The organism is Bacteroides mediterraneensis, assembly GCF_016900355.1.
In the GTDB taxonomy this organism is placed as follows: Bacteria; Bacteroidota; Bacteroidia; order Bacteroidales; family Bacteroidaceae; genus Phocaeicola.
Genome location: NZ_JACJKA010000014.1, coordinates 19277 through 39278, shown reverse-complemented (window position 1 = coordinate 39278; position 20002 = coordinate 19277). Strand labels below are relative to the sequence as shown.

The window sequence follows — 20002 nt, the reverse complement described above, 5'->3', positions numbered from 1 at the left end:
TATAAAGTCAAGATAATATGGAGAAGTTTAAGGTAGTCATCGTAGAAGATGTCAAACTGGAGTTGAAAGGAACGGAAGAGATTTTCCGTCACGAGATACCGAATGCCGAGGTGATTGGTACGGCCATGACCGAGGAGGAGTTCTGGAAACTGATGGAAACATGTACGCCCGACATGGTACTGCTCGACTTGGGCTTAGGGGGCTCTACCACCATCGGCGTGGAAATTTGTGCCCGTCTGCACCGGGAACGTCCTGAACTGAAGGTGCTCATTTTTACTGGAGAGATTCTGAATGAGAAGCTGTGGGTGGATGCGCTTCGGGCTGGTGCCGTAGGTATTATCCTGAAAACGGGCGAACTGCTGACGGCGACCGACGTACAGGCGGTGATGGACGGCAAGAAACTGGTGTTCAACGAGCCGATACTCGAAAAAATCGTGGCCCGCTTCATGCAGACGGTCGAGGTGGAACAGCGTCGACAGGAGGCTATCATCGACTATGATATTGACGAATACGACGAACGTTTGCTGCGTCACCTGGCACTGGGATATACCAAGGAAATGATTACGAACTTGAAGGGGATGCCTTTCGGTGTGAAATCTATCGAGAAGCGACAGAACGAACTGGTGAATCGTTTGTTCCGTCCTGATGAACGGACGGGGGTGAATGCCTGCCGGCTGGTAACCAGGGCTTTTGAACTCCGCATCCTTGACATTGATAACCTGGAACCTGATGAAGAATAAATTCAGTCTGCATCCGGCTACATGCTTCCTGTTGCTGTTTCTGCTTACAGCCCTGTTGTCGTGGGCGGGCAGTATTTATGAATGGGAGGGAGTGCGCAGCCTTTTGAGTGACGAAGGGCTGCGGTGGCTGTTGCGTACCCTGCTTGACGACTACATTCTTTCGCCTGTGTTTCAGGCGGTGGTGTGTCTGTTTTTCGGGGTAGGGCTGTTTGTGCATTCCGGACTGGGAAATGCCTGCCGGAGAATAGCGGACGGTACACGCAAGTTTTCCCGCAAGGAGAAGCGGGCACTGGGACTGGCGGCGATGACTTTTTTGGGCTATGTGGCACTTTGTGCTCTATTAGCTTTCGGGCCGTGGAACTTGGTGCGCAGTGCTATCGGTACGTTGGCGGGTTCTCCGCTGGCCGACGGGCTGTGGGGAGTATGCTCGTTGGGTATAGCCCTGCCGGCCATTGTGTATGGTTTTGCTTCTGATTCTTATTTGAGCGACCGCGATGTGGTGGAAGGCATGGCTTATTTCTACAAGTGTAGGGGTACGTACTTCGTAGTGCTGCTTTTTATCACTCTGTTCTTCTCTTCCTTGGACTTCAGTGGTTTGACACACTATGCTGGAGTGCCCGACGAAGTGTGTCGGGGTGCTTATCTGCTTTGCTGTCTGTTTTTTCTTTTGTAAAAATGGAGGCATTTCCTTTGAAACGATTATCTTTGCCCCGTTATTTTCAAATCGGAATAAAACCTATAATAACAAGATGAAAAAATTTGTAGTATTTGCTGCAGCCGGACTGATGTCTTTGGCTGCTTGTCAGGAAAAGGCAGGCTTTACCATCAAAGGTACTGCCGAAGGTGCAGCCGACGGCGACACCGTGTTCTTGCAGAAACAGACGGAGGAAGGTTTTGAAGCCCTCGATTCTGTCGTAGTGAAAAACGGAACTTTTGAGTTTAAGGGTAATCCGGATTCAGTTGCCTTATCTCGTTACGTGACTTACATGAAGGGCGATACCCGTATGGCTGCCATGGTATTTGTAGAAAAAGGAAACATTCAGGTAAATCTGTCTCCGAACGAAAGCCGTGTGTCAGGTACTCCTAATAATGATACTTATCAGAATTTCATGGATGAATACCAGCGTATCGGTAAGGAAATGAATGAGATGTATCAGAAAGCTAAAGCTGATACCCTGCTCACAGAAGCACAGCAGGATTCTATCATGAAGGTACTCGACCAGAAGGAAACCGAAGGATTGGATCGTATCTATCAGCTGGTGTCTGAGAATATCGGTAGTGCAGCTGGTGTACAGTTGCTGACCATGTTCAGCTCTTCTTTCGAAGTGGACAAGGTAAAACCGTTGGTGGAGAAGATTCCGGCTGCTTTTGCTAACGACGAGAGAGTGAAGGCATTGAAGGAATATATGGAAACGGTAGCCAAGACGGCTGTAGGACAGAAATTTATTGATTTCACCCTGAATACGCCGGAAGGCAATCCGGTGAAGCTGTCGGATTTCGTGGCTGCCAACAACTATACACTGATTGATTTCTGGGCCAGCTGGTGCGGACCTTGCCGTATGGAAATGCCGAATGTAGTGGCTGCTTATGCCAAATACAAGGCAAAAGGTTTCGGTATCGTGGGCGTTTCTTTGGACAACAATGCCGAAAGCTGGAAGAAGGCTATCAAGGACCTGAACATCACTTGGCCGCAGATGTCTGACCTGAAGGGCTGGCAATGTGAAGCTGCCGGACTTTATGGCATTCGTGCCATCCCGGCTACGTTGCTAGTTTCAAAAGACGGAACCATCGTGGCACGCGACCTGCGTGGAGAAGACCTGGAAGCCAAACTGGCGGAACTGATGAAATAAGCTGTTTCGGAAGGAATCTTCCGGAAAGGAAATACAATCTTACAAGGCTGTCTCAGAATCAAATCTGGGGCGGCCTTTTTTGTGTCCTGTAGTAAATCGTGGCAAGTTTGACTTTACTTTGCTGATTGTTTTATGGTTCTCTTTGTTCTTTGTGTTTCTGGAGTCATCGCCTTCAACCGCTTCCGCGATAACCGAGAGAATTGAATATTTAGCAGGAAAACCTTCTGCTTTTCACCTTTATTTCAGGGAATGAAAAGCGGAAGGTTTTCTTGTAAGCTTTGCGCAATCAGATTTCTGTTTTCGCCAAGCCATTTTTCACCTGGCTGTGCTTCTTTTCCAGCCAATCAGCGGGATGTTTTTTCTATGTGGAAACAAACTCGTTTTCAGACAGAGGACGGCTTGTTTCGCTGGGTATATAGTCTTTACAATAGGTTTCGCGTTTACACTTCCATCATTTTCTTGAGCTTGCCGGAGAGCAGGAAAAGAATCACAGCGGCTGCCCCGCTCATGAAGACAAAGAGCATGAAGAAGTCGAACAGGTTTTCAATCGGATAGCCCATGAAACTCTTGCTCACTCCCTGCTCCGGATAGTAACCGCTCAGCAGTCCGGCAAATTTGTTGGCCGCCGAGGTACTGAGGTACCACACGCCCATCAGCAGGGAAGAGAAACGGGCGGGCGAGAGTTTGTAGACCAGCGAGAGGCCGATGGGAGCCAAGCAAAGTTCGCCCATGGTATGAATCAGGTAGAGGCCGGTGAGCCATACCATGCTGACCTTCACGCCAGGTTCCACGTTTTTCACTCCGAAAGCAATGAACAGGTAGCCTAAGGCCAGCAGTCCCAGTCCGATGGCCTGCTTGCGCGGAGAGCTCGGTTCGATGCCTTTTTTGCCTAAGAACGACCATACGGCGGCAAAAATCGGGGCCAGCGTGACAATCATGATGGGGTTGAACGACTGGAAGTAGGCTGCCGGCATTTCCCAACTGCCGATGTGGCGGTCGGTCTGTTCGTCGGCGAAGAAGGTGAGGGAAGCCCCTGCCTGTTCGTAGGCTGCCCAGAAGAAGATGACGAAGAAAGCAATGATGTAAATCACGCCGATGCGCACTTTCTCATGCCGGGTCAGTGAGTGGTCGGTGATGATAAAGATTGGCATCACGATGGCCGTAGCATAAATCAGCGAGCCAATCCAGTCGGCTCCGGCAAAGAGGGCACTGCCCTCCGCACCCCAGTTGACTGAGAAAAGAAGGGTCAGGATTAAGGTACTGCCAATCATCAGGATGGTGCGTCCGGTGGTTGTCTTTTTCTGTGTATTTCCTTCGGCAGAAGTGGTGTCGGTGGCGATTTTTTGTGGCGCTGTACCCACCGGATTTCCGTCAGGGTCACAGATGTATTTGTTCTTGAAGAGCTGGAATACTCCTGCACCTAAGAGCATGCCGATGCAGGCCGAAAGGAATCCCCATTTGAAGTCCTCTGGATGTCCCGTGTTGCCCACCAGTCCGCATACCAGCGGAGCGATGGTAGAGCCTACGTTTACCCCCATATAGAAAATGGTGAAGGCCGAGTCCTTGCGGTTGTCGTCGGGCGTATAGAGGCGTCCTACCATGGTTGAGATATTGGGTTTGAAAAAGCCGTTCCCTAAAATCAGCAGACCCAGTCCGCAGAACATCAGGTATTTGGCGAGTGCCACTTCATGGAAATAACAAGCGCTGAGGAAGAGCAGAAACTGTCCGATGGCCATGGTCAGTGCCCCTACCACGATAGACCGCCGGTTGCCCCAGTAGCGGTCGGCAATGTAACCGCCGATGAGCGGGGTGAGATACACCAGTCCCGTGTAGCTGCCATATACTTGTGAAGCTGTTTCCTTGTCGAAAAGTAACGCCTGCACCATGTAGAGCATGAACAGCGCGCGCATGCCGTAGTAACTGAAGCGTTCCCACATCTCAGTTACGAAGAGTAGATAAAGTCCTTTCGGATGCCCTTTTGTTCGATTCATTCTTGTTTTGTTGATAAAATGTTAGAAAATTTTGATTTTTTGCAAATGTAGTAAATCATTTCTTTCTCTGCAACTGAAAAAAAGCCATCTCACGGGGTGAGATGGCTTTCTGGTGACAATCCAAGTCTTTGGATTGTGATTAATGGATTGTGACTTGGTCAAGTTGTTGGTAAGTAGCTGTGATGCGCTCCATCAAATCGTTGTTGGGTGCTACAGCCATAAGTTGAAGTACCAAATCGTTTACGTCGGCCTTGCTGTCCAGTTCAAGCGCATGAGTCAAATCGTTGAATGATTCTTCGTAGCGAGCGGTTTCCAGGTACAGTTGTGCACGTGACTTGTAGTTTTCCACGTCCTGCGGATTCAGGCGGATGGCTTCGTTCAAGTCCTCTTCAGCGCGGTCCCACATTTTCAGTTGGGTAAGCAGTACACCTCTGGAGTAGTGTGCAAATGAACGGTATTCCTTGTCGGCTTCCGGAATCAGTTGCAAGCTTGAGTTAAGCGCTTCCAAGGCCAGTTTGGTATCTTGGCAAAAGTTACAAATCAGTGCCATGTAGCAGTGTGCGTAACCGTTGTCTGGATGTTCGTTGATTTCTGCATTTAAATAGGTATAAGCTGTCGCAGGATCTCCTTCGTTGAGCGCTTCTACACCTTTTATATAATTTTCGCTTTGCGGGCGTTGAATATTTTCTGCATGCAGGGCAGAAATAAAGCAGCACATCAGTAAGAGTGCCAGTGTTTTCATGGTGGTTTTCATAGAGTTTAGTTTTTTAACGGGGCAAATCTATAAACTTTCTGTGAATTTGCAAAGATTTTGCAGAAAATATTCTGAAAGGATTGCGGTTATCCGTAAAAACTTCCCTATCTTTGCACCGTATAAAAATTAGAATATTTTGAAAGTATGCGGTATAAAGTATAGAATCTAATTAAATGATATTATAAACCTAATTTATTTGGTGACCATGAAATCGCTTAATGAAATTATTTCACAATTTAAAGGCATTGGAAAGGTGGGGGAAATCATTCCTTTGACAGCCGGTCTGATTAACAAGACCTACAAAGTGCAGACAGCAGATCCGAAAGAGTTCGATTACATTCTGCAGTGTATCAACCATCAGGTTTTTCAGGATGTGGAACTGCTTCAGCACAACATCGAGTGTGTGACCCGTCATATCCGGGAAAAGCTTGAAAAGGCGCATGAGACGGACATTGACCGCAAGGTGCTTCGTTTTTTGCCTACTGCCGAGGGTAAAACCTATTATTTCGATGGAGAACATTACTGGCGTGTATGCGTGTTTATTCCTGAATCACAGACGCTGGAAGCTGTCACGCCGGAATCTTCTTACTTGGTGGGGTTGAAGTTCGGTGAGTTTGAGGCCATGTTGGCTGACATTCCGGAGAAACTGGGAGAAACGATTCCTGATTTCCATAACATGGAGTTCCGTATGAAGCAACTGCGTGAGGCCGTGGCCCAGAATGCTGCAGGCCGTCTGGAAAAGGTACAGTCATTGGTAGGAGAGATTGAAAAAGATGCCGATGAGATGTGCGTGGCCGAACGTCTGTATCGTGAAGGCAAGTTGCCGAAACGCATTTGCCATTGTGACACCAAGGTATCGAATATGCTGTTCGACAAGGACGGCCATGTGTTGTGTGTCATCGACCTCGACACTACCATGCCGAGCTTTGTGTTCTCTGATTTCGGTGATTTCCTGCGTTCTGCAGCTAACACCGCTCCTGAGGATGAACCCGATTTGGACAAGATTCACTTCAACATGGACATCTTCCGGGCCTTTGCCAAGGGATACATCGAATCGGCCAAGAGTTTCCTTACTCCGCTGGAAATTGAGATGTTGCCCTATGCCGTGATGTTGTTCCCCTACATGCAGGCCGTGCGTTTCCTGGCCGACTATCTCAACGGAGATACCTATTACCAAACGAAGTATGCAGAACATAATTACGTGCGTACACTGGCACAATATAAACTGTATCAGGAGGCTCGTAAGGCAGTTCCCGAAATGAAGGCTTATATCGCTTCGCTGCTGTAAGTTCAGATTTTAAAAGGAGATAAACGTATAGAGGGGTCGTCTCAGATTTTATAGAGACGGCCCCTCTGTGGTTTTCTATTGGATTGCAGGTGTTATTGTTATTTTGAGGTATTTCTTTCTATAATATTATTTTGTCAGGACGAAATTGCCAAGATGTAATAAAAAATGATATTTTTACGACTTGAAAGTTTAAGTAATACATTCGAAGAAATACACAGAGTAATGCCTTGAAATAAAATGGAAAAGCGAAGAAAAAGAAGGAGTGCGGAGGACGTGGAGAAATCGATTTTGGAGGCAGCTACCGCTTTAATACGAAAAGATGGGTTCAGCCACTTGACTACCACAGGAATCATGCAGAAGGCAGAAATAGAGCCTGTGCAGTTTTATAGGAGATACAAGGACTTGAATGCGTTCATCGATGAATATGTCAAGAAGTTTGATTATTGGTTCAGTGACGTGGTGAAAATTCCTGTTTCAGGTGGAAATGACCAAGCAGATTATGAAGCTATTCTATGTAATCTTTTCGATTCTTTGTGGAACAATAAGATTATGCAGGAGCTGTTGAGATGGGAAATTGCCACGGATAATGAAACGAGTCGCCGTACCGCTCAGTTAAGAGAATTCCACACTCTTCCTTTGTGCAAGAAATTTGCAGATTTATTTTCTGATTCAGATACAGACATCGTGGCTGTGTCAGCATTGCTTGTGGGGGGAATCTATTATATGATACTTCATAACAGAGTGTCAGCATTCAGTGGTATGGATCTCAGTCGGGAGCAGGACCGGGAAAGACTTCAGAAGGCTATAAAGCATCTTTCCAGTTTGTTGTTCCAAGATCGTGTGCAGCCTTCCGTTATAAAGATTGCAGTGGCCATGAAAAAGGATTCGGTTCCACTGGAAAAAATATCCGAATATACAGGCATCCCTTTATATATACTTGAAAAACTTTGAAAAATCAGGGAGAGAAAGTATGCTTCATAGGAGTATTGAAGCTGTGAGAACCTCTGAAGGTGGGAAAATTTTGTGCGATACAAAATCTTCTACGGTGAGTTTATTTGTGTATTTTGATTACATGTGTATTTTTTCTCAGAAAAATAAAAGTGCGATATTATGTATGTAACCTGTTGATTAATAGCCTATTTATTGCCTTCCAAAGAAATTTAGTATTATGCAATGTTCTTTATATTATATTCGTGCTATTAGTCTTGGGTAAATGTTTAGGTATAAACTTCCCCAAAAGACGCCAAAAAGCCACAAAGAATCACTTTCGCGTTATGTAAATGCAATATTGATTGTATATATTTGTGCTGTTTCCTTCTTTTCCGAAAGAAAAGAGGATTGAAAGCAACTTTTAAATTCTAAATTAGAAAGTGATGAAGAAAAAAGTAGTTTTGGCTTGCCTGCTGATGGCAAGCTTGTGCGGAGTGTACGCACAAAATGTGACATTGGCTCCCGAAGCAGGTATTTCTGCCGTACAGAGATACGGATGGGGACAGGAATGGAGACCTTCTGCCAAAGTCGGGGTAGCCGCCGATTTCAATCTGACCCGCCATTTCGGCATTGAATCGGGCTTGTTTTACACTTTCAGGGGATATTCCATTTCCAACGGGGGAATCTACAGCAATGAAAACTCCACCTGGATAGAGAACGTGTCGCAGACAAGGCATTTCCTGCAGATACCGGTGATGGCCCAGTTCAGATGGAACCTGAACAAGGACACCAAACTGTTTTTCGGCGTGGGACCCTACGTGGCTTTCTGCCTGAAAAACAAGTTTGACAGCAATCCTTACTATCTAGAGGGAAGTCTCCCGGGAATGTATGAACAGTATTATGACGGTTTTGTGTATGGGAAGGATGCCTGGGGAAATGACAATCTCTACCTTTACGATGAGGCCCGCCGCTTTGACTGGGGTGTATCTTCCAATATAGGTATTGAAACCCATCACTGGTATGCCAAGCTGCAATATGACCTTTCCTTGGGCAAAGAAGGCAAGAATGATGTGATTGGCGCCAACTATCACACGCTGACGCTTTCCGTGGGATATAAGTTTGGCTTATAACCGGATTTCGAGAAGGTTATTTTTTATTTGTGATAAAAAGAAAAGCTGCCTCAAGTTGTTGAAAATGAGGCAGCTTTTCTTGTTCTTCAAAACGCCTTTGTGTTTGGATAAAAATGCACTTGCGTTTTAGTCAAAACGTCCTTGCGTTTTCCTTCAAACGCCTAAGCGTTTTAGTTGAAACGCACTTGCGTTTTAAGGTAAACGTCGAAGTGTTTTTCGCATACGTTTCAGTCGATGTTTCCTACGGTGAATTTTTCGGGATGTTTCCCCTTGAAATCCTTGAAATACGACTTGATTTCTTTCATGTCCTTTTCAATGTCGCCCGTCGGCATGAGGTATTTCCCTGCCTTGATGCATTTCTCTTTATAATCTATTCCAATCAGTACGATGGGAATCTGGGCCCCCAAGGCAATGTAATAGAACCCCTTCTTCCATTCCGGGTTGACCGAGCGAGTACCCTCCGGAGTGATGGCCAGGTGAAACGTATCGCTTTTCTTGATTCGTTCTACCAGTTGGTCCACCATGGAGGTACGCTTGTCGCGGTGCACAGGAATTCCTCCCATCTTCCGGAACAGGATGCCCAGCGGGAAGAAGAACCATTCCTTCTTCATCAGAAAACCCGATTGGCGGCCTACGGCCGTGATGAACAGTTTCCCGATAATCAGGTCCCAGTTGGTGGTATGCGGGGCTGCACAGATGATGCACTTCTTGAAGTCGGGCACATTCACTTCCGCTTTCCAGCCCAGCAGTTTGTGGTAGATAAATCGGCAGATGGCTTGTTTCATGCGTATTTATTTGGCCAGTTCTTCCAGTTTCTTGAACACGTTGTCCACTTCGGCATTGAAGTCGGTTCTCAGTTTCTTATAGAACAGTTTCACGCTACCCGGTTCCGTGTGGCTGATACGGCTGATGATGTCGTTGCGCAAGTTGATAATCTGGAGAAACAGCTGGCTGTAAGCTTCGCGTTTTTCCGCATTGGCATTGGCCGATTCTACCAGGCAGAGTCCTGCTGCCACTTCAGTGATATAATTGACGGTTTTTTTCAATGATTTTCTGCTTGCCATAATCTAAAGTTTTTAGTTAATAAATGGATTATGCTGTAAAGATACGATTTCTTTTGGAATATCCATGAAGAGGGCTTGGTTTCTTAGGGATAAAAAACACTCCGTACGGTCCGTCTGCTTGTGAAAGTGGATAAGAAAACGCCGGAACGTACGGAGTAGAAGAGGTTAAGAGAGATTGTATGAATTTGAATCCGTTTCGGATTAGTTTAAAAATAGTCCTATTGGGGTACGTTTGCAAATAGGAGAAGGGTGTTTACGTACTGTCCTTTTGTGGAGTGTGATTATCAGCTTGAAATTGTGGATTATGCGGATAGAATTTTCGCAAGGTTTTCAGCGAATATTTTTTACCTTTGTGGCATAGACGCGAACATTATGAAACGGATACTGATTTACACAGGTGCGGGCTTGCTGGCGTGCCTCTTTCTGCTTGCTGGCGGATTGTGGATTTTCCGCAACCGCATCTTGAACCGTCTGATGGAGAGGAAAATTGCTCAGGTGGAACAACGCTACGGGCTGGAGGTGCATTATGACAACCTTCAGTTTGAAGGAACCGGACGGCTTTCTCTTGGGGGATTGTCGGTGGTGCCTGAGGGAAGGGACACATTGCTGACTCTTCGTTCGGCGGCGTTTGACTTGGGTTTCTGGCAATTGTTGAAGGGCAATGCGGAGGTACGCAATGTCTATATGGACGGCCTGACGGTCAGTTTTGTGAAGGAGAACCAGACAGCTAACTATGATTTTCTGTTCCGTAGCCGGGCAGACTGGGAGGAGACTTCCGGACAGAATGCTGCTCACCTGGGCTTTGATGAGCGGGTGGGAAAAGTGCTCGATGGGGTATTTCGTCTGCTACCTTCCGACGGAAAGCTCACTAATCTCCGGATTCGGGAGCGGAAGGACAGTGATTCAGTCAGCTTGTTCGTGCCGGAGTTCAGCATCAATCATCATCGTTTCAATAGTCGCCTCAACTTTGTGGAGGGGGCACGCACGCAACACTGGCAGACTGAAGGCGAAATCAATGCTGACGAGCGACGGGTGTCGGTAGGCATTCAGGCTCCCGACTTGATGGTACCTTATATTCGTCGCAGGTTGGGAGCGGAGGTTTCTTTCGACCGCCTTTATTTGAGTTTCACTCAGCAGAAGGAAAGCGGAAAACTGGTCTTGTCTGGTAAGACGGAAGTAGACGGGCTGACCGTGTTCCATCGTCGGCTGTCGCCGGAACGCATCAACCTGGACGAGGGGGAACTGGACTTCCATCTGAACGTGGAGCCGCATGCACTGGAACTGGACAGTGCCAGCACGGTACGTTTCAACCGTCTGCAGTTTCATCCCTACTTGCGTGTGGAACCGCCCGGTCATTTGATTGCATCCATCCATAAATCTTCTTTCCCGGCTGAAGAACTGTTCGGTTCCTTACCCCACGGTCTGTTTGAGAACTTAGAGGGCATCCGGGTGGCAGGTAACCTGTCCTACGATTTCGGACTGGATGCCGACTTGGCTTGTCCTGACAGCCTGCAGTTTCATTCCGACCTGTATCCCGATCATTTCCGGATTCTGGGCTATGGAACGACCAATCTCAGCAAGATGTCGGAAGAGTTTGAATACACTGCCTACGAAGATGAAGTGCCGGTACGTACATTCCCGGTAGGGCCTTCGTGGAACCATTTCCTGCCGCTCGACAGTGTGCCGCAGCTGATGCGCATGGCCGTGCTGCAAAGTGAGGACGGCGGTTTCTTCTACCATCAGGGCTTCTTGCCCGATGCCATTCGTCAGGCCATGGCCTACGACTTGAAAGCTCGCCGTTTTGCCCGTGGGGGAAGCACGATTTCCATGCAGCTGGTCAAAAATGTGTTTCTGAACCGCCGGAAAAACATTGCACGGAAACTGGAAGAAGCTTTGATTGTATGGCTGATTGAGCAGAATCATCTTACCTCAAAGGACCGGATGTTTGAGGTGTATCTTAATATAGCCGAATGGGGGCCGAGAATCTATGGCTTGTTAGAAGCCTCGGAGTTTTATTTTAAGAAGCGTCCGTCGCAACTGACGCTGGAGGAATGTATCTATCTGGCTTCCATTATCCCGAAGCCAAAGCACTACCGTACTTCGTTTGATGACAACGGACGGTTGAAAGCCAATCAGGAAGGACATTTCCGCTTGGTGGCCCGCAGGATGGCCGCCAAGGGAGTCATTTCGGAAGAAGCCGCCGAGGGAATCGATCTTTCGCGGGTGGTGCTGACCGGAGAAGCCGGTAAATGTTTCTCCGACAGCCTCAGTCTTTCCGCTCCGCAATCTGCTCTCTGACGAGGGATGTGGCTCTCCGTGTCATTCTCCGATAAGGGTGGCCACAATACGTCGTCCTCCGCCGTGGTTGCGGAACTCACAGAGGTAGATTCCTTGCCACGTGCCCAGGTTCAGTCGTCCGTCGGTAATGGGAATAGAAATACTGGCTCCCACCAAGGTCGATTTGGCATGGGCGGGCATGTCGTCCCATCCTTCCAGCGTATGGTCGTACCAGGATTCCCGTTCGCGCACCAGGTTATTGAAAATCTTTTCCATGTCGCTCCGTACGTCCGGGTCACAGTTCTCGTTGATGGACAATCCGGCACTGGTATGCTGGATGAAGAGGTTGAGCAGTCCGGTTTTGGGCAATGCCGGCAGGTGGTTCAGCACCTCGTCCGTCACCAAATGAAAGCCGCGGGTGCGTGGCCGGAGGGTAAAAGTCGTTTGTTGTATCATCATTATAACAGGTTGATTGGTTTATTTTATATACATTTCCAGTCGCCGATCGTGCCAGTTTCGGAAGAGAAGCTGGCGCCTATTCTGTAAAGCGTGCGGGAGTCGGAGGCATATTCCCTTGCATACCCCTTTTCCTCTATCTGCTGAAGAGCCTCTTCGGCTGTGCCGTCCAGCTTGAACTCGAAAATATAGACATATTGCGGTGTTTCCACGATGCAGTCCACCCGTCCTTGGCTCTGTGTCTTTTCCACATAGACCGTGTAGACACTGACCATCCGCATAATCAGGTAGAAGGTGTATTGGAAATAGCGCTCGCGTTCCGTCTCGTCCTCCTTTCGGCGCATGGTGTAGGGGATGCTGGCCAGGAAAGAAGTGAAGAGGGTACGCAGGGTCTCTGTGTCGCCTTTCCGCAGGGTTACTACCACGTTGCGAATCCATCCTCCGGTTTCCGTGCCCGGCTTTAGGTAAGAGGCGGCCAGCATGGTCAGGAAGCCGTTCTTCACCTCGTTGTTGGGGAAGTCGAGCAGGAAGGTATTGAAATCCCGGTCGTAGTCCTTGATGGTGAGGTATCCGCTTTGGAAAATCATGGGCAGGGGCTGTTCCACATCCGCCTTGTAGTCGATGAACTCTTCGGGACGGTAGTATTTTCCCGTGAGTTCGTTGAGGTTCTCGTTGAAATGGGTAAGGAGCCGGATGAGGTAGGTAGGCGTGCCGGAGCGGAACCAGTAATCGTATATCCGCAGACTGTCCAATGCGTTGAGCAGGCTGAAGGGATTGTACACGTCCGTCAGCCGTTCACTGAAATGGTAGCCGTCGTATTGCAGTTTGAGCCGTTGCCTCATTTCCTCCGGCATACATTGGTAGTCGTGTGCCATTTCCGCGATGGGCTCTGGGAAATAGCGGTCTATCTCTTCTTGGGTGATGCCGCAGAGCGCCTCATAGCGGCGGTCCATGCTGATGTCCTTGGGCTGGTTGAACCCACTGAATACACTCACCTGCGAGAACTTGGTGACTCCCGTTAGCAGGACAAACTGCAGGTGGGCATCGGCTCCCTTGAACACGGAGTAGAAGGCTTTCAGTACGTTGCGGTGTCGGTCTTCCAGTCTGGTGTCCACATCGAGTACGTCCAGAATCGGTTTGTCGTATTCATCAATCAGTACCACAGCCCGTCGTCCGCTCTGCTCATGTGCTGCACGGAGCATCTTGATAAACCGCCCTCCTACGTCCAGCCGATCGGCTTCGGAAGTCAGTCCGTAGTGGGTTTCCCAATCGGACACGTAATCCTCCAGCCGTTCTTCTAGCACCCCCGCTTGGGTAAAGTTGGAGCCGTTGAAGTCCACATGAAACACGGGATACACGTGCCAGTCCTTTTCCAGCTGGTCTATCTTTAGCCCCTTGAACAGTTCCTTGTGCCCCAGGAAATAGTGCTCCAAGGTAGACACCAGCAGACTTTTTCCGAAGCGTCGCGGACGGCTCAGAAAATAGGTTTTTCCTTCATGGGTCAGTTGATAGACTAAGTCAGTTTTGTCGATATAGACGTATCCGTCTTCGATAATCTGGTCAAAGCTCTGTATTCCGATAGGGTACTTCATGGGGCGAATGAATAATAAAGAATGAATAATGAATACTTTTTCCCAAAGATAGTGCAAACCGAGTGAAGCGGCAAGCGGAAAACAAAGTTTTCCAGCTTGTGTTTCCGATGTGCAGCCTATTTTATGGAACGATTCTGTAAACCGGGGAAGCATTTATCAAAAAGCACCGTCCGACTTTCTATGTTCTCCGTATGAGAAACGTAGGTTTTCCGCCTGCGAAACGTACGGTTCCCGATGGAGAAACCTACGTTTCCCGAACTGGAAACATAAAAATGGGAATGGCGTTTGCTGGAAAATACCGGGACGTTTCTGACATAAAAAATAGCGATACCCCGAGGATACCGCTATTGAATCTGCTTTGAATTCTGCTGCCGGCTGTCGTGCCGCTTACAGCTTCTGGTCGGAGATGAGCCGGGCGATGCGCGTCTTGCTATGTGCCCCTTTGGTGAGCAGGTACACATGCTTGTAGGCATCGCGGTTCAGTTCCGTGGGCGAGCCGTTGATGAGGATGATGTTCCGGTCGTTGGCAAACTTCAGGATACCGTTCACGTTGTTCGGGTGGAGCTTGCCGATTTCGTCCATCATGCAGTGCAGCTTGAAGTCCTTGAACTTGCGCGAAGCCCCTTCCTTGAACACGTTCAGCAGCATGATGTTGATCATGGCCTTCACTAAGATGTCGGTACCTTCCGAACCCACGTTCGAGAGTTTCTCCACGAAGCCCGTGTCGTTGTTGTTCTCGATGATGCGGAAACGCAGCTCGAACGAGTCGTACAAGCGGATGCTGTCGTAGCGGTAGGCATGAATCTCTTTGATGAAGTCGCGGAGCAGGGCGATGGCTTCCTGCTTCACCAGCTGCTCGTTTTCCGACGAGAAGAGGTTGGTGCCCGGCGCCAGGTCGTAGGCATGCTCATTGTAGTATTTCTGGATGGCGCGCAGGCTGTTCACCACGCGGTTGCTGCTCTCTTCCACCTTCATCTCGATGCACTGGATGACGCCCACGAAGTTGCACGTCTGGAATCCCTTGTTCACCTTGCCGATGAGGTCCTGGATGTCGTCTTCCGAAGCCGTCAGCATCGAAGTGTCCATGCTGATGCGCTTGAAGATGTCGGAGTGCTCGTTGTTGATGCGGCGGACAAACTCACTGATTTTGTTCTCTTCCACGAAGTCGTGCAACTCCTCGGCAAAGCGGAGATACTCCCAGTCCTCGGTAAACTTGGTCTTGAACTTGAAGGTGTTGTCTTCGTCGAAATGGCCGGTGAAGAGGTTCACTTCCTTGCGCAGGCGGTTCTGCAGCGTCATGTACTGGCTGTCCGTGCGGCCCAGCTCGTCAATCAGTTCCAGACAGGTGCGCGGCGTGTGGATTTCCACCGTGACAGGGTGCTCCGGATTGAAAATGTCCTGATGAGGCTTGTACCAGTCGTAGGCCGGAATCTTGCCGTATGCCTCCAGGTTGGCCTGCAACTGCGTCACTTCCTGTTCGGCCTGCTGTAATTCTTTGTTTACGGCGTCAATCTGTTCCTGCAAGCCCGAGGTCTCCCGGCGCAAGTTGTCCTTTTCCTGACCGAGCTGACGCTTCTGTTCCTCCTGCTCACGTTTCCATTCCGGAATGTGGTCGATGAGGTCGCGCTTGTCTTTCTCGTACTCGATGAGGAGGGTGGCGTGCTCCTTGATGAACAGCAGTTCGCGGTCGATGTCACGCAGCTGACTGCCAATTTGTTGCAGACGTTCGGTGTTGGCCCCTTGCGAGTGGAGTTCCTGCTTCATCTGACGCTCGTATTCCGCCTTTTCTGTGGCGATGCGCTGCTGTTCCTCCTGGTCTTCCAGACGGATGCTGCCGGCCTGTGTCTCCTTCTCCCGGGCGATGTCCTGCTGCACCTGGTTCCATTCCTGCTTCAGCCGGTTCAGCTTCTCGCTTTTCTCGCGGTTCAGGTTGTTCAGCTTGCCGTCAATCTCTTGCAGTTCCGCGGCGATGCGCTGCTTTTCTTCCTCCAGTTTTCGGAGCTTGGCGGCACGTTCGGCTTCCGCCTTCTTCTTCCAGTCGTCCAAGTCGAGCATGTCTTTCTGGTACTGCTGTTCCAGCTTCTCCAGCTCGTATTCCTGTACCGAAATCACGTCTTTCTGCTCCTTGATGCGAGGCTGGTATTTGGCCTTCAGCTGTTCCTCCAAAGCCTCTTTTTCCTGTTGCAGACGGAGGGTTTCGGCCTGGATTTCCGCCAGCCGCTTCACGCCCTTGTCGCGTTCTGCCTGATAGTCATCGATGGAGCGGATGTGGCGTTCGATGTCTTGCAGGGAGATGGAGATGCCGTAGAACGACGTGCCCTCGTCCACTATCTTCGGCGAGAGGTTAGTCTGCCAGAGGATGGACTCGTCGCACAGTTTGCCGATGTTCTCTTCCCATCCCTTCTTGTGCTCCTTAAGCCAGCCTTGCAGGGTGCTCTTGCTGTTTTTCAGGAAGGTCTCCAGTTCGTCCATGCGCGGGCGGAGCTGCAAGTGCTCGGCCTGCAGCTGCATCAGGGCTTCGTCTTTCTCCTTCAGTCCCTTCTGCAATTCCTCTTCCCACTTCAGGGTGAGTTCCTTGATGATGAGCTGGGCGTTGTTGATGCGGTTCTTCTTGCTCATGTGCAGGCCCGTGTACGACTGGATGCGGTGTTTCAGTTCCTCCTGCTCGGCTTCGAAGAAGGTTTCCTTGCGGCACAGCTGCATCTGGTAGTCGAGGGCGGTCAGTTCGTTCTGTTTGCCGCTGCGTTCCGGATGCAATTGCTGGGAGAGCTGTTCGTACTCCTGGTAGAGGGCCTCGGTGGCCGCTTCGTGCTGGCGGCGGGCCTCCTCGATGCGGGCGTTGAACGTGTTGTTCAGTCCCTCGAGCTGCTTGATTTTGGCCTCATGGATGCGGTTCCACTGCTCGTCGAGGCTCTGGATGAGCGACTTGTACTTGGTGGAGATTTCCGTGTAGTGCGAGGTGAGGATGCGCTGTTCTTCCTGCAATCCCTGCTGCTTGTTTTTCCATTCGTCCTTGCGGGCCGCCCGTTCCTTGATTTCCTCAATCTGCCGGCGGGCATATTCTTTTTCCTTCTGCTGGGCCTTCTGCAGTTCGTTGTTCAGGATGGCCAGTGCCTCCTGCATCTTGTCGCAGCGCTGGCGCGACTGTTCCTGCAGTTCCTGACGGCGGGTGAGGAGGGCGGCACGTTCCTTTTCGGCCTTGTGCTTCCGTTCCTCGGCCTTGGGCAACTGGCTTTCGGTGAGGCGGAAGGTGGCGGCCAGTTCGCGGCAACCCTGTACGAGGGCCGTCTGCTGGCGGGCGACCTGTGCCGAGAGGGAGGTGATTTCCTTGGCCTGTTTCTGCGTCTCGCGCTTCTGGAACTCCTCGATGTCGCGCAGGCGGGTCTCGAAGTTTTTCAGGTGCTCCTTGTAGGTGTTCAGGTCGATGGCTGTCTCGTCTTCGTTGATGGACGAGATGATGGTTTTCTTGATGAACTCCGCGTCGAGCTTCGAGTTGAGGAGCACGTTCTGGATGGTGCGCGGGATGTTTTGGTACTGCTTGCTCTCCATGAGTGAATAGCGGCTCATCTCGGGACCTGCACCGTTGCCGTAGAGAATGTTACGGTATTCGTCGTAGGTATAGATGATGCGCGAGTAGTCCACGCCATACTGGTCGAGGGCGGCGCGGATGCGGTCGTTGCCGCTGTAGGCCGTGCGGTGCTCGTCGACGAAGAACTCCATGCGGTAGGGCGAGTCGATGAAACGGTAGCACACGCGGCCCATCGACTTGAAGCTCAGGATGCAGAACGGGCCTTGCTCGGTAGCCACCTCGTAGATGATGTAAGAGTTGGAGTAGGGGAAATAATATTCCGTGTAGCTCTGCTTCTCCACGGGGATGCCTAACTTCTGGGTGTCGGCGTTGTAGAAAAACAGGATGGCGCGCAGGACGGTACTTTTTCCCACTCCCTGCGTACCGATGAAATGCACATTCCCGTCCAGATAGATGTCGTCGGCGTAGGGAATGTTGGCACTATTGATAAAGATGATTCTATTCAGGTTTCTCATTGTCTTCCGTTTCAGTGTCGTCGTAAATTTGGATACTTTCAATCAGGCGTTCCAGGTAGTGCCAGGAGCTCATCACCTTGTAGGTGTTGGTCTTCTCGTTCTCCAGCTCCAGGAAAGATTCCTTGGTGAGCTGGCGAATCATGTTGTCGAGCACGTCCTTGCGCACATCCTTGTCGGAGAAATGCTTGCGCAGGCCGTCGAGCTTGTTTTGCAGCATCACGTTGAGGTTGGCCTCCACCAGAATCTGTTCGGGCTGGAAGCGGAAGCCCGCGCCGAAGGTCTCGTCGTAGGTCTTGAACAGGTCGAGCACGTCAATCCAGTAGTAGGCGCGCATGATCTTCTGTTCCAGCGTGGTACGCGGTTCCACCCGCGAGAAGTAAAAGTATTCGTTGCCCCGTTCCAGGGTGTAGCCGATTTGGGCGAAGTAGACCGACAGTGCCTCAAAATGGTCGTCTATCTGGTCGTACATGTCGCGCACGGTTTCGTTGCAGCTGTTCGAACTGATGAACTGTCCCTTCTGGAGAGAGTCGAACAAGGCCGCAGTATTGTCAGGTATTTGTATGTTCAGTTCCATAAGTCAAATGTATAGGGATAATTGAGGGGTTACGAGTGCGCCGGGTAAATCTTGGCATACTCGTACTGGTGGTACAGGCCGAACTCCTCGCTGATGCGGAGACGGTTTTCGTAGAGCGACACCATCTGGCAGAACAAGGTGGTGCGTTCCTGCTCGTCTACCTCGCGGGCGAAGGTGTAGTGCATCAGGTAGTGGAAGAGGTCTTCTTCCGGAGCCGAGGCATCGTTCCAGCGGGCCTGCGCCTGTGCCTGGATGTAGTCGCCCAAGGTCTCTTCCAGGTCGATGACCTCCTGGTACATGGCCGGCGATTCCATGTCTTCCTCGCTGAAGGCCCCCGCCTCGTGGCTGCGGATAATCTCGCGGTATTGCAGGTTGTGCAGCACCTTCAGGATGACGGGGCGTGCCTCGTCGGTACTTAGGTAGGGTAGTGACAGCTTGAACGAAGAAGGTACGGTGCCCTCTAATAGCACGGAATGTTCCTTGTCGAGCACCTCTGAGAGGTTGCTTCGCGACCGCAGTTCGAACTGGTCGTGCAGGTACTTCACCTTCCGGATTTTTTCCACCAGAATCACCTGGCTCTTGATTTGGTTCAGGTAGTTGATGATGTCCTGCTGGGCCCGGATGAGGCTGTGGGCCGAGAGTTGGAGTTCACTGCGCAGTTCCAGCAGGATGCGGTTCAGCTCCTCGTCGGTAGCCTGCTGGAAAAACCGCCGTTCCTCGTGCAGGATAAGGTTTTCGGTGGTGTCAATCAGCTGCTGGATGTGAATCCGTTTCTTGTCGAGGTTTTCCAGCTTGGCAATCTTTATCTGGTAAGTCGGTTCGTGCTTGAAGGCATTGTCGATGCTGCTCTGCAGGTTCATGATGTTGCGGAGGGTGGTACGCGCAATCTTCTGGAACGTAATCTTGATGTTGCGCACATAACTCTCCTTGCGCGAGGCAATCTGCTCCTTCTCATAGTAGTCCATCAGTTCGTGCAGATAAGCGATGTTCTCGTCGATGATGGCCGTGTTGATGTCCTCGTTCGCCTCGAGGAGCAGTTCGAAGAAGTCGAGAAAGCGGGCATCCAGTTCCACGAAGTTTCCGTTCTGGCGGATGACTTCTTTCTCTATAAGCAGTTTCAACCGGTTTTCATCGTCCTTGAGCAGTGCCAGTGCGTCGGAATAACGGAAACTGAGCGTCTTTCGTTTCTCGAACATTTCCGTAAGCAGTCCCCTGGCCGCCGCAATGGTATTGATAATTTCGTGAATCGATCGGAATATATACATAGTCTAGTTGAAAATTCGGGCAAAGTTATAATTTGCCCGCCAATTAT

Annotated in this window: 16 protein-coding genes; 7 read left to right on the top strand and 9 right to left on the bottom strand. The window is 50.0% G+C overall.

Features of this window, described 5'->3' with window-relative positions; translation table 11 throughout:
* The first annotated feature begins 17 nt into the window (after positions 1-17).
* The 3 genes from H6A28_RS08870 (at position 18) to H6A28_RS08860 (ending at position 2590) form a co-directional block, all read left to right on the top strand.
* Positions 18-740: a DUF5932 domain-containing protein gene (locus tag H6A28_RS08870; RefSeq protein WP_072542268.1), complete on the top strand. Its 723-nt coding sequence runs from the start codon at positions 18-20 to the stop codon at positions 738-740.
* Positions 730-1413 carry an AbgT family transporter gene (locus H6A28_RS08865; RefSeq protein ID WP_204477113.1) on the top strand — a complete coding sequence of 228 codons (684 nt, stop codon included), beginning with the start codon at positions 730-732 and terminating at the stop codon, positions 1411-1413. The genes H6A28_RS08870 and H6A28_RS08865 overlap by 11 nt, the downstream gene beginning before the upstream one ends.
* Positions 1414-1489: 76 nt before the next feature.
* A complete protein-coding gene (locus H6A28_RS08860) occupies positions 1490-2590 on the top strand; it encodes a TlpA disulfide reductase family protein (protein WP_204479852.1) in 1101 nt (366 codons plus the stop codon).
* A 440-nt stretch (positions 2591-3030) separates the two neighbouring features.
* On the opposite strand, the gene H6A28_RS08855 is transcribed toward H6A28_RS08860, so the two are convergent.
* Positions 3031-4581, bottom strand: a complete 1551-nt coding sequence (locus H6A28_RS08855; protein WP_204477116.1) for a peptide MFS transporter — start codon at positions 4579-4581, stop codon at positions 3031-3033.
* A gap of 139 nt (positions 4582-4720) precedes the next feature.
* On the bottom strand, positions 4721-5335 hold the full coding sequence (locus tag H6A28_RS08850) for a tetratricopeptide repeat protein (RefSeq protein ID WP_204479851.1): 615 nt from the start codon (positions 5333-5335) through the stop codon (positions 4721-4723).
* Between the two features lie 205 nt (positions 5336-5540).
* Here H6A28_RS08850 and H6A28_RS08845 point away from each other — a divergent pair, with 205 nt between their 5' ends.
* From H6A28_RS08845 to H6A28_RS08835, 3 genes are all read left to right on the top strand, one after another.
* Entirely contained in the window at positions 5541-6623 is a 1083-nt protein-coding gene (locus H6A28_RS08845; protein WP_204479849.1) for a phosphotransferase enzyme family protein, read from the top strand.
* 237 nt (positions 6624-6860) lie between these two features.
* On the top strand, positions 6861-7574 hold the full coding sequence (locus tag H6A28_RS08840) for a TetR/AcrR family transcriptional regulator (protein ID WP_204477122.1): 714 nt from the start codon (positions 6861-6863) through the stop codon (positions 7572-7574).
* 422 nt (positions 7575-7996) lie between these two features.
* Positions 7997-8683: a porin family protein gene (locus H6A28_RS08835; protein WP_204479847.1), complete on the top strand. Its 687-nt coding sequence runs from the start codon at positions 7997-7999 to the stop codon at positions 8681-8683.
* A 227-nt stretch (positions 8684-8910) separates the two neighbouring features.
* Here the strand turns inward: H6A28_RS08835 and H6A28_RS08830 are convergent, their stop codons facing one another.
* Both H6A28_RS08830 and H6A28_RS08825 read right to left on the bottom strand, forming a co-directional pair.
* Entirely contained in the window at positions 8911-9468 is a 558-nt protein-coding gene (locus tag H6A28_RS08830; RefSeq protein WP_204479846.1) for a 1-acyl-sn-glycerol-3-phosphate acyltransferase, read from the bottom strand.
* Between the two features lie 6 nt (positions 9469-9474).
* Entirely contained in the window at positions 9475-9747 is a 273-nt protein-coding gene (locus tag H6A28_RS08825) for a hypothetical protein (protein ID WP_204477296.1), read from the bottom strand.
* A gap of 372 nt (positions 9748-10119) precedes the next feature.
* On the opposite strand from H6A28_RS08825, the gene H6A28_RS08820 reads away from it, so the two are divergent.
* Positions 10120-12045 (top strand): biosynthetic peptidoglycan transglycosylase, encoded by a 1926-nt coding sequence (locus H6A28_RS08820; RefSeq protein ID WP_204477302.1) that lies wholly within the window; start codon positions 10120-10122, stop codon positions 12043-12045.
* A gap of 21 nt (positions 12046-12066) precedes the next feature.
* On the opposite strand, the gene H6A28_RS08815 is transcribed toward H6A28_RS08820, so the two are convergent.
* The 5 genes from H6A28_RS08815 to H6A28_RS08795 form a co-directional block, all read right to left on the bottom strand.
* Positions 12067-12480 carry a secondary thiamine-phosphate synthase enzyme YjbQ gene (locus H6A28_RS08815; RefSeq protein ID WP_204477311.1) on the bottom strand — a complete coding sequence of 138 codons (414 nt, stop codon included), beginning with the start codon at positions 12478-12480 and terminating at the stop codon, positions 12067-12069.
* A gap of 26 nt (positions 12481-12506) precedes the next feature.
* Positions 12507-14072: an ATP-binding protein gene (locus tag H6A28_RS08810; protein ID WP_204479844.1), complete on the bottom strand. Its 1566-nt coding sequence runs from the start codon at positions 14070-14072 to the stop codon at positions 12507-12509.
* 387 nt (positions 14073-14459) lie between these two features.
* Positions 14460-18116: an ATP-binding protein gene (locus H6A28_RS08805; protein WP_204479842.1), complete on the bottom strand. Its 3657-nt coding sequence runs from the start codon at positions 18114-18116 to the stop codon at positions 14460-14462.
* On the bottom strand, positions 18100-18690 hold the full coding sequence (locus H6A28_RS08800; RefSeq protein ID WP_204477308.1) for a condensin complex protein MksE: 591 nt from the start codon (positions 18688-18690) through the stop codon (positions 18100-18102). Before H6A28_RS08800 ends, H6A28_RS08805 begins: the two co-directional genes overlap by 17 nt.
* A gap of 29 nt (positions 18691-18719) precedes the next feature.
* Entirely contained in the window at positions 18720-19955 is a 1236-nt protein-coding gene (locus H6A28_RS08795) for a hypothetical protein (RefSeq protein ID WP_204477310.1), read from the bottom strand.
* Positions 19956-20002 lie beyond the last annotated feature (47 nt).

Coding starts and splice junctions, on each gene's coding strand:
- H6A28_RS08870 (WP_072542268.1), top strand. CDS start 18: ATGGAGAAGTTTAAGGTAGTCATCGTAGAAGATGTCAAACTGGAGTTG.
- H6A28_RS08865 (WP_204477113.1), top strand. CDS start 730: ATGAAGAATAAATTCAGTCTGCATCCGGCTACATGCTTCCTGTTGCTG.
- H6A28_RS08860 (WP_204479852.1), top strand. CDS start 1,490: ATGAAAAAATTTGTAGTATTTGCTGCAGCCGGACTGATGTCTTTGGCT.
- H6A28_RS08855 (WP_204477116.1), bottom strand. CDS start 4,581: ATGAATCGAACAAAAGGGCATCCGAAAGGACTTTATCTACTCTTCGTA.
- H6A28_RS08850 (WP_204479851.1), bottom strand. CDS start 5,335: ATGAAAACCACCATGAAAACACTGGCACTCTTACTGATGTGCTGCTTT.
- H6A28_RS08845 (WP_204479849.1), top strand. CDS start 5,541: ATGAAATCGCTTAATGAAATTATTTCACAATTTAAAGGCATTGGAAAG.
- H6A28_RS08840 (WP_204477122.1), top strand. CDS start 6,861: ATGGAAAAGCGAAGAAAAAGAAGGAGTGCGGAGGACGTGGAGAAATCG.
- H6A28_RS08835 (WP_204479847.1), top strand. CDS start 7,997: ATGAAGAAAAAAGTAGTTTTGGCTTGCCTGCTGATGGCAAGCTTGTGC.
- H6A28_RS08830 (WP_204479846.1), bottom strand. CDS start 9,468: ATGAAACAAGCCATCTGCCGATTTATCTACCACAAACTGCTGGGCTGG.
- H6A28_RS08825 (WP_204477296.1), bottom strand. CDS start 9,747: ATGGCAAGCAGAAAATCATTGAAAAAAACCGTCAATTATATCACTGAA.
- H6A28_RS08820 (WP_204477302.1), top strand. CDS start 10,120: ATGAAACGGATACTGATTTACACAGGTGCGGGCTTGCTGGCGTGCCTC.
- H6A28_RS08815 (WP_204477311.1), bottom strand. CDS start 12,480: ATGATACAACAAACGACTTTTACCCTCCGGCCACGCACCCGCGGCTTT.
- H6A28_RS08810 (WP_204479844.1), bottom strand. CDS start 14,072: ATGAAGTACCCTATCGGAATACAGAGCTTTGACCAGATTATCGAAGAC.
- H6A28_RS08805 (WP_204479842.1), bottom strand. CDS start 18,116: ATGAGAAACCTGAATAGAATCATCTTTATCAATAGTGCCAACATTCCC.
- H6A28_RS08800 (WP_204477308.1), bottom strand. CDS start 18,690: ATGGAACTGAACATACAAATACCTGACAATACTGCGGCCTTGTTCGAC.
- H6A28_RS08795 (WP_204477310.1), bottom strand. CDS start 19,955: ATGTATATATTCCGATCGATTCACGAAATTATCAATACCATTGCGGCG.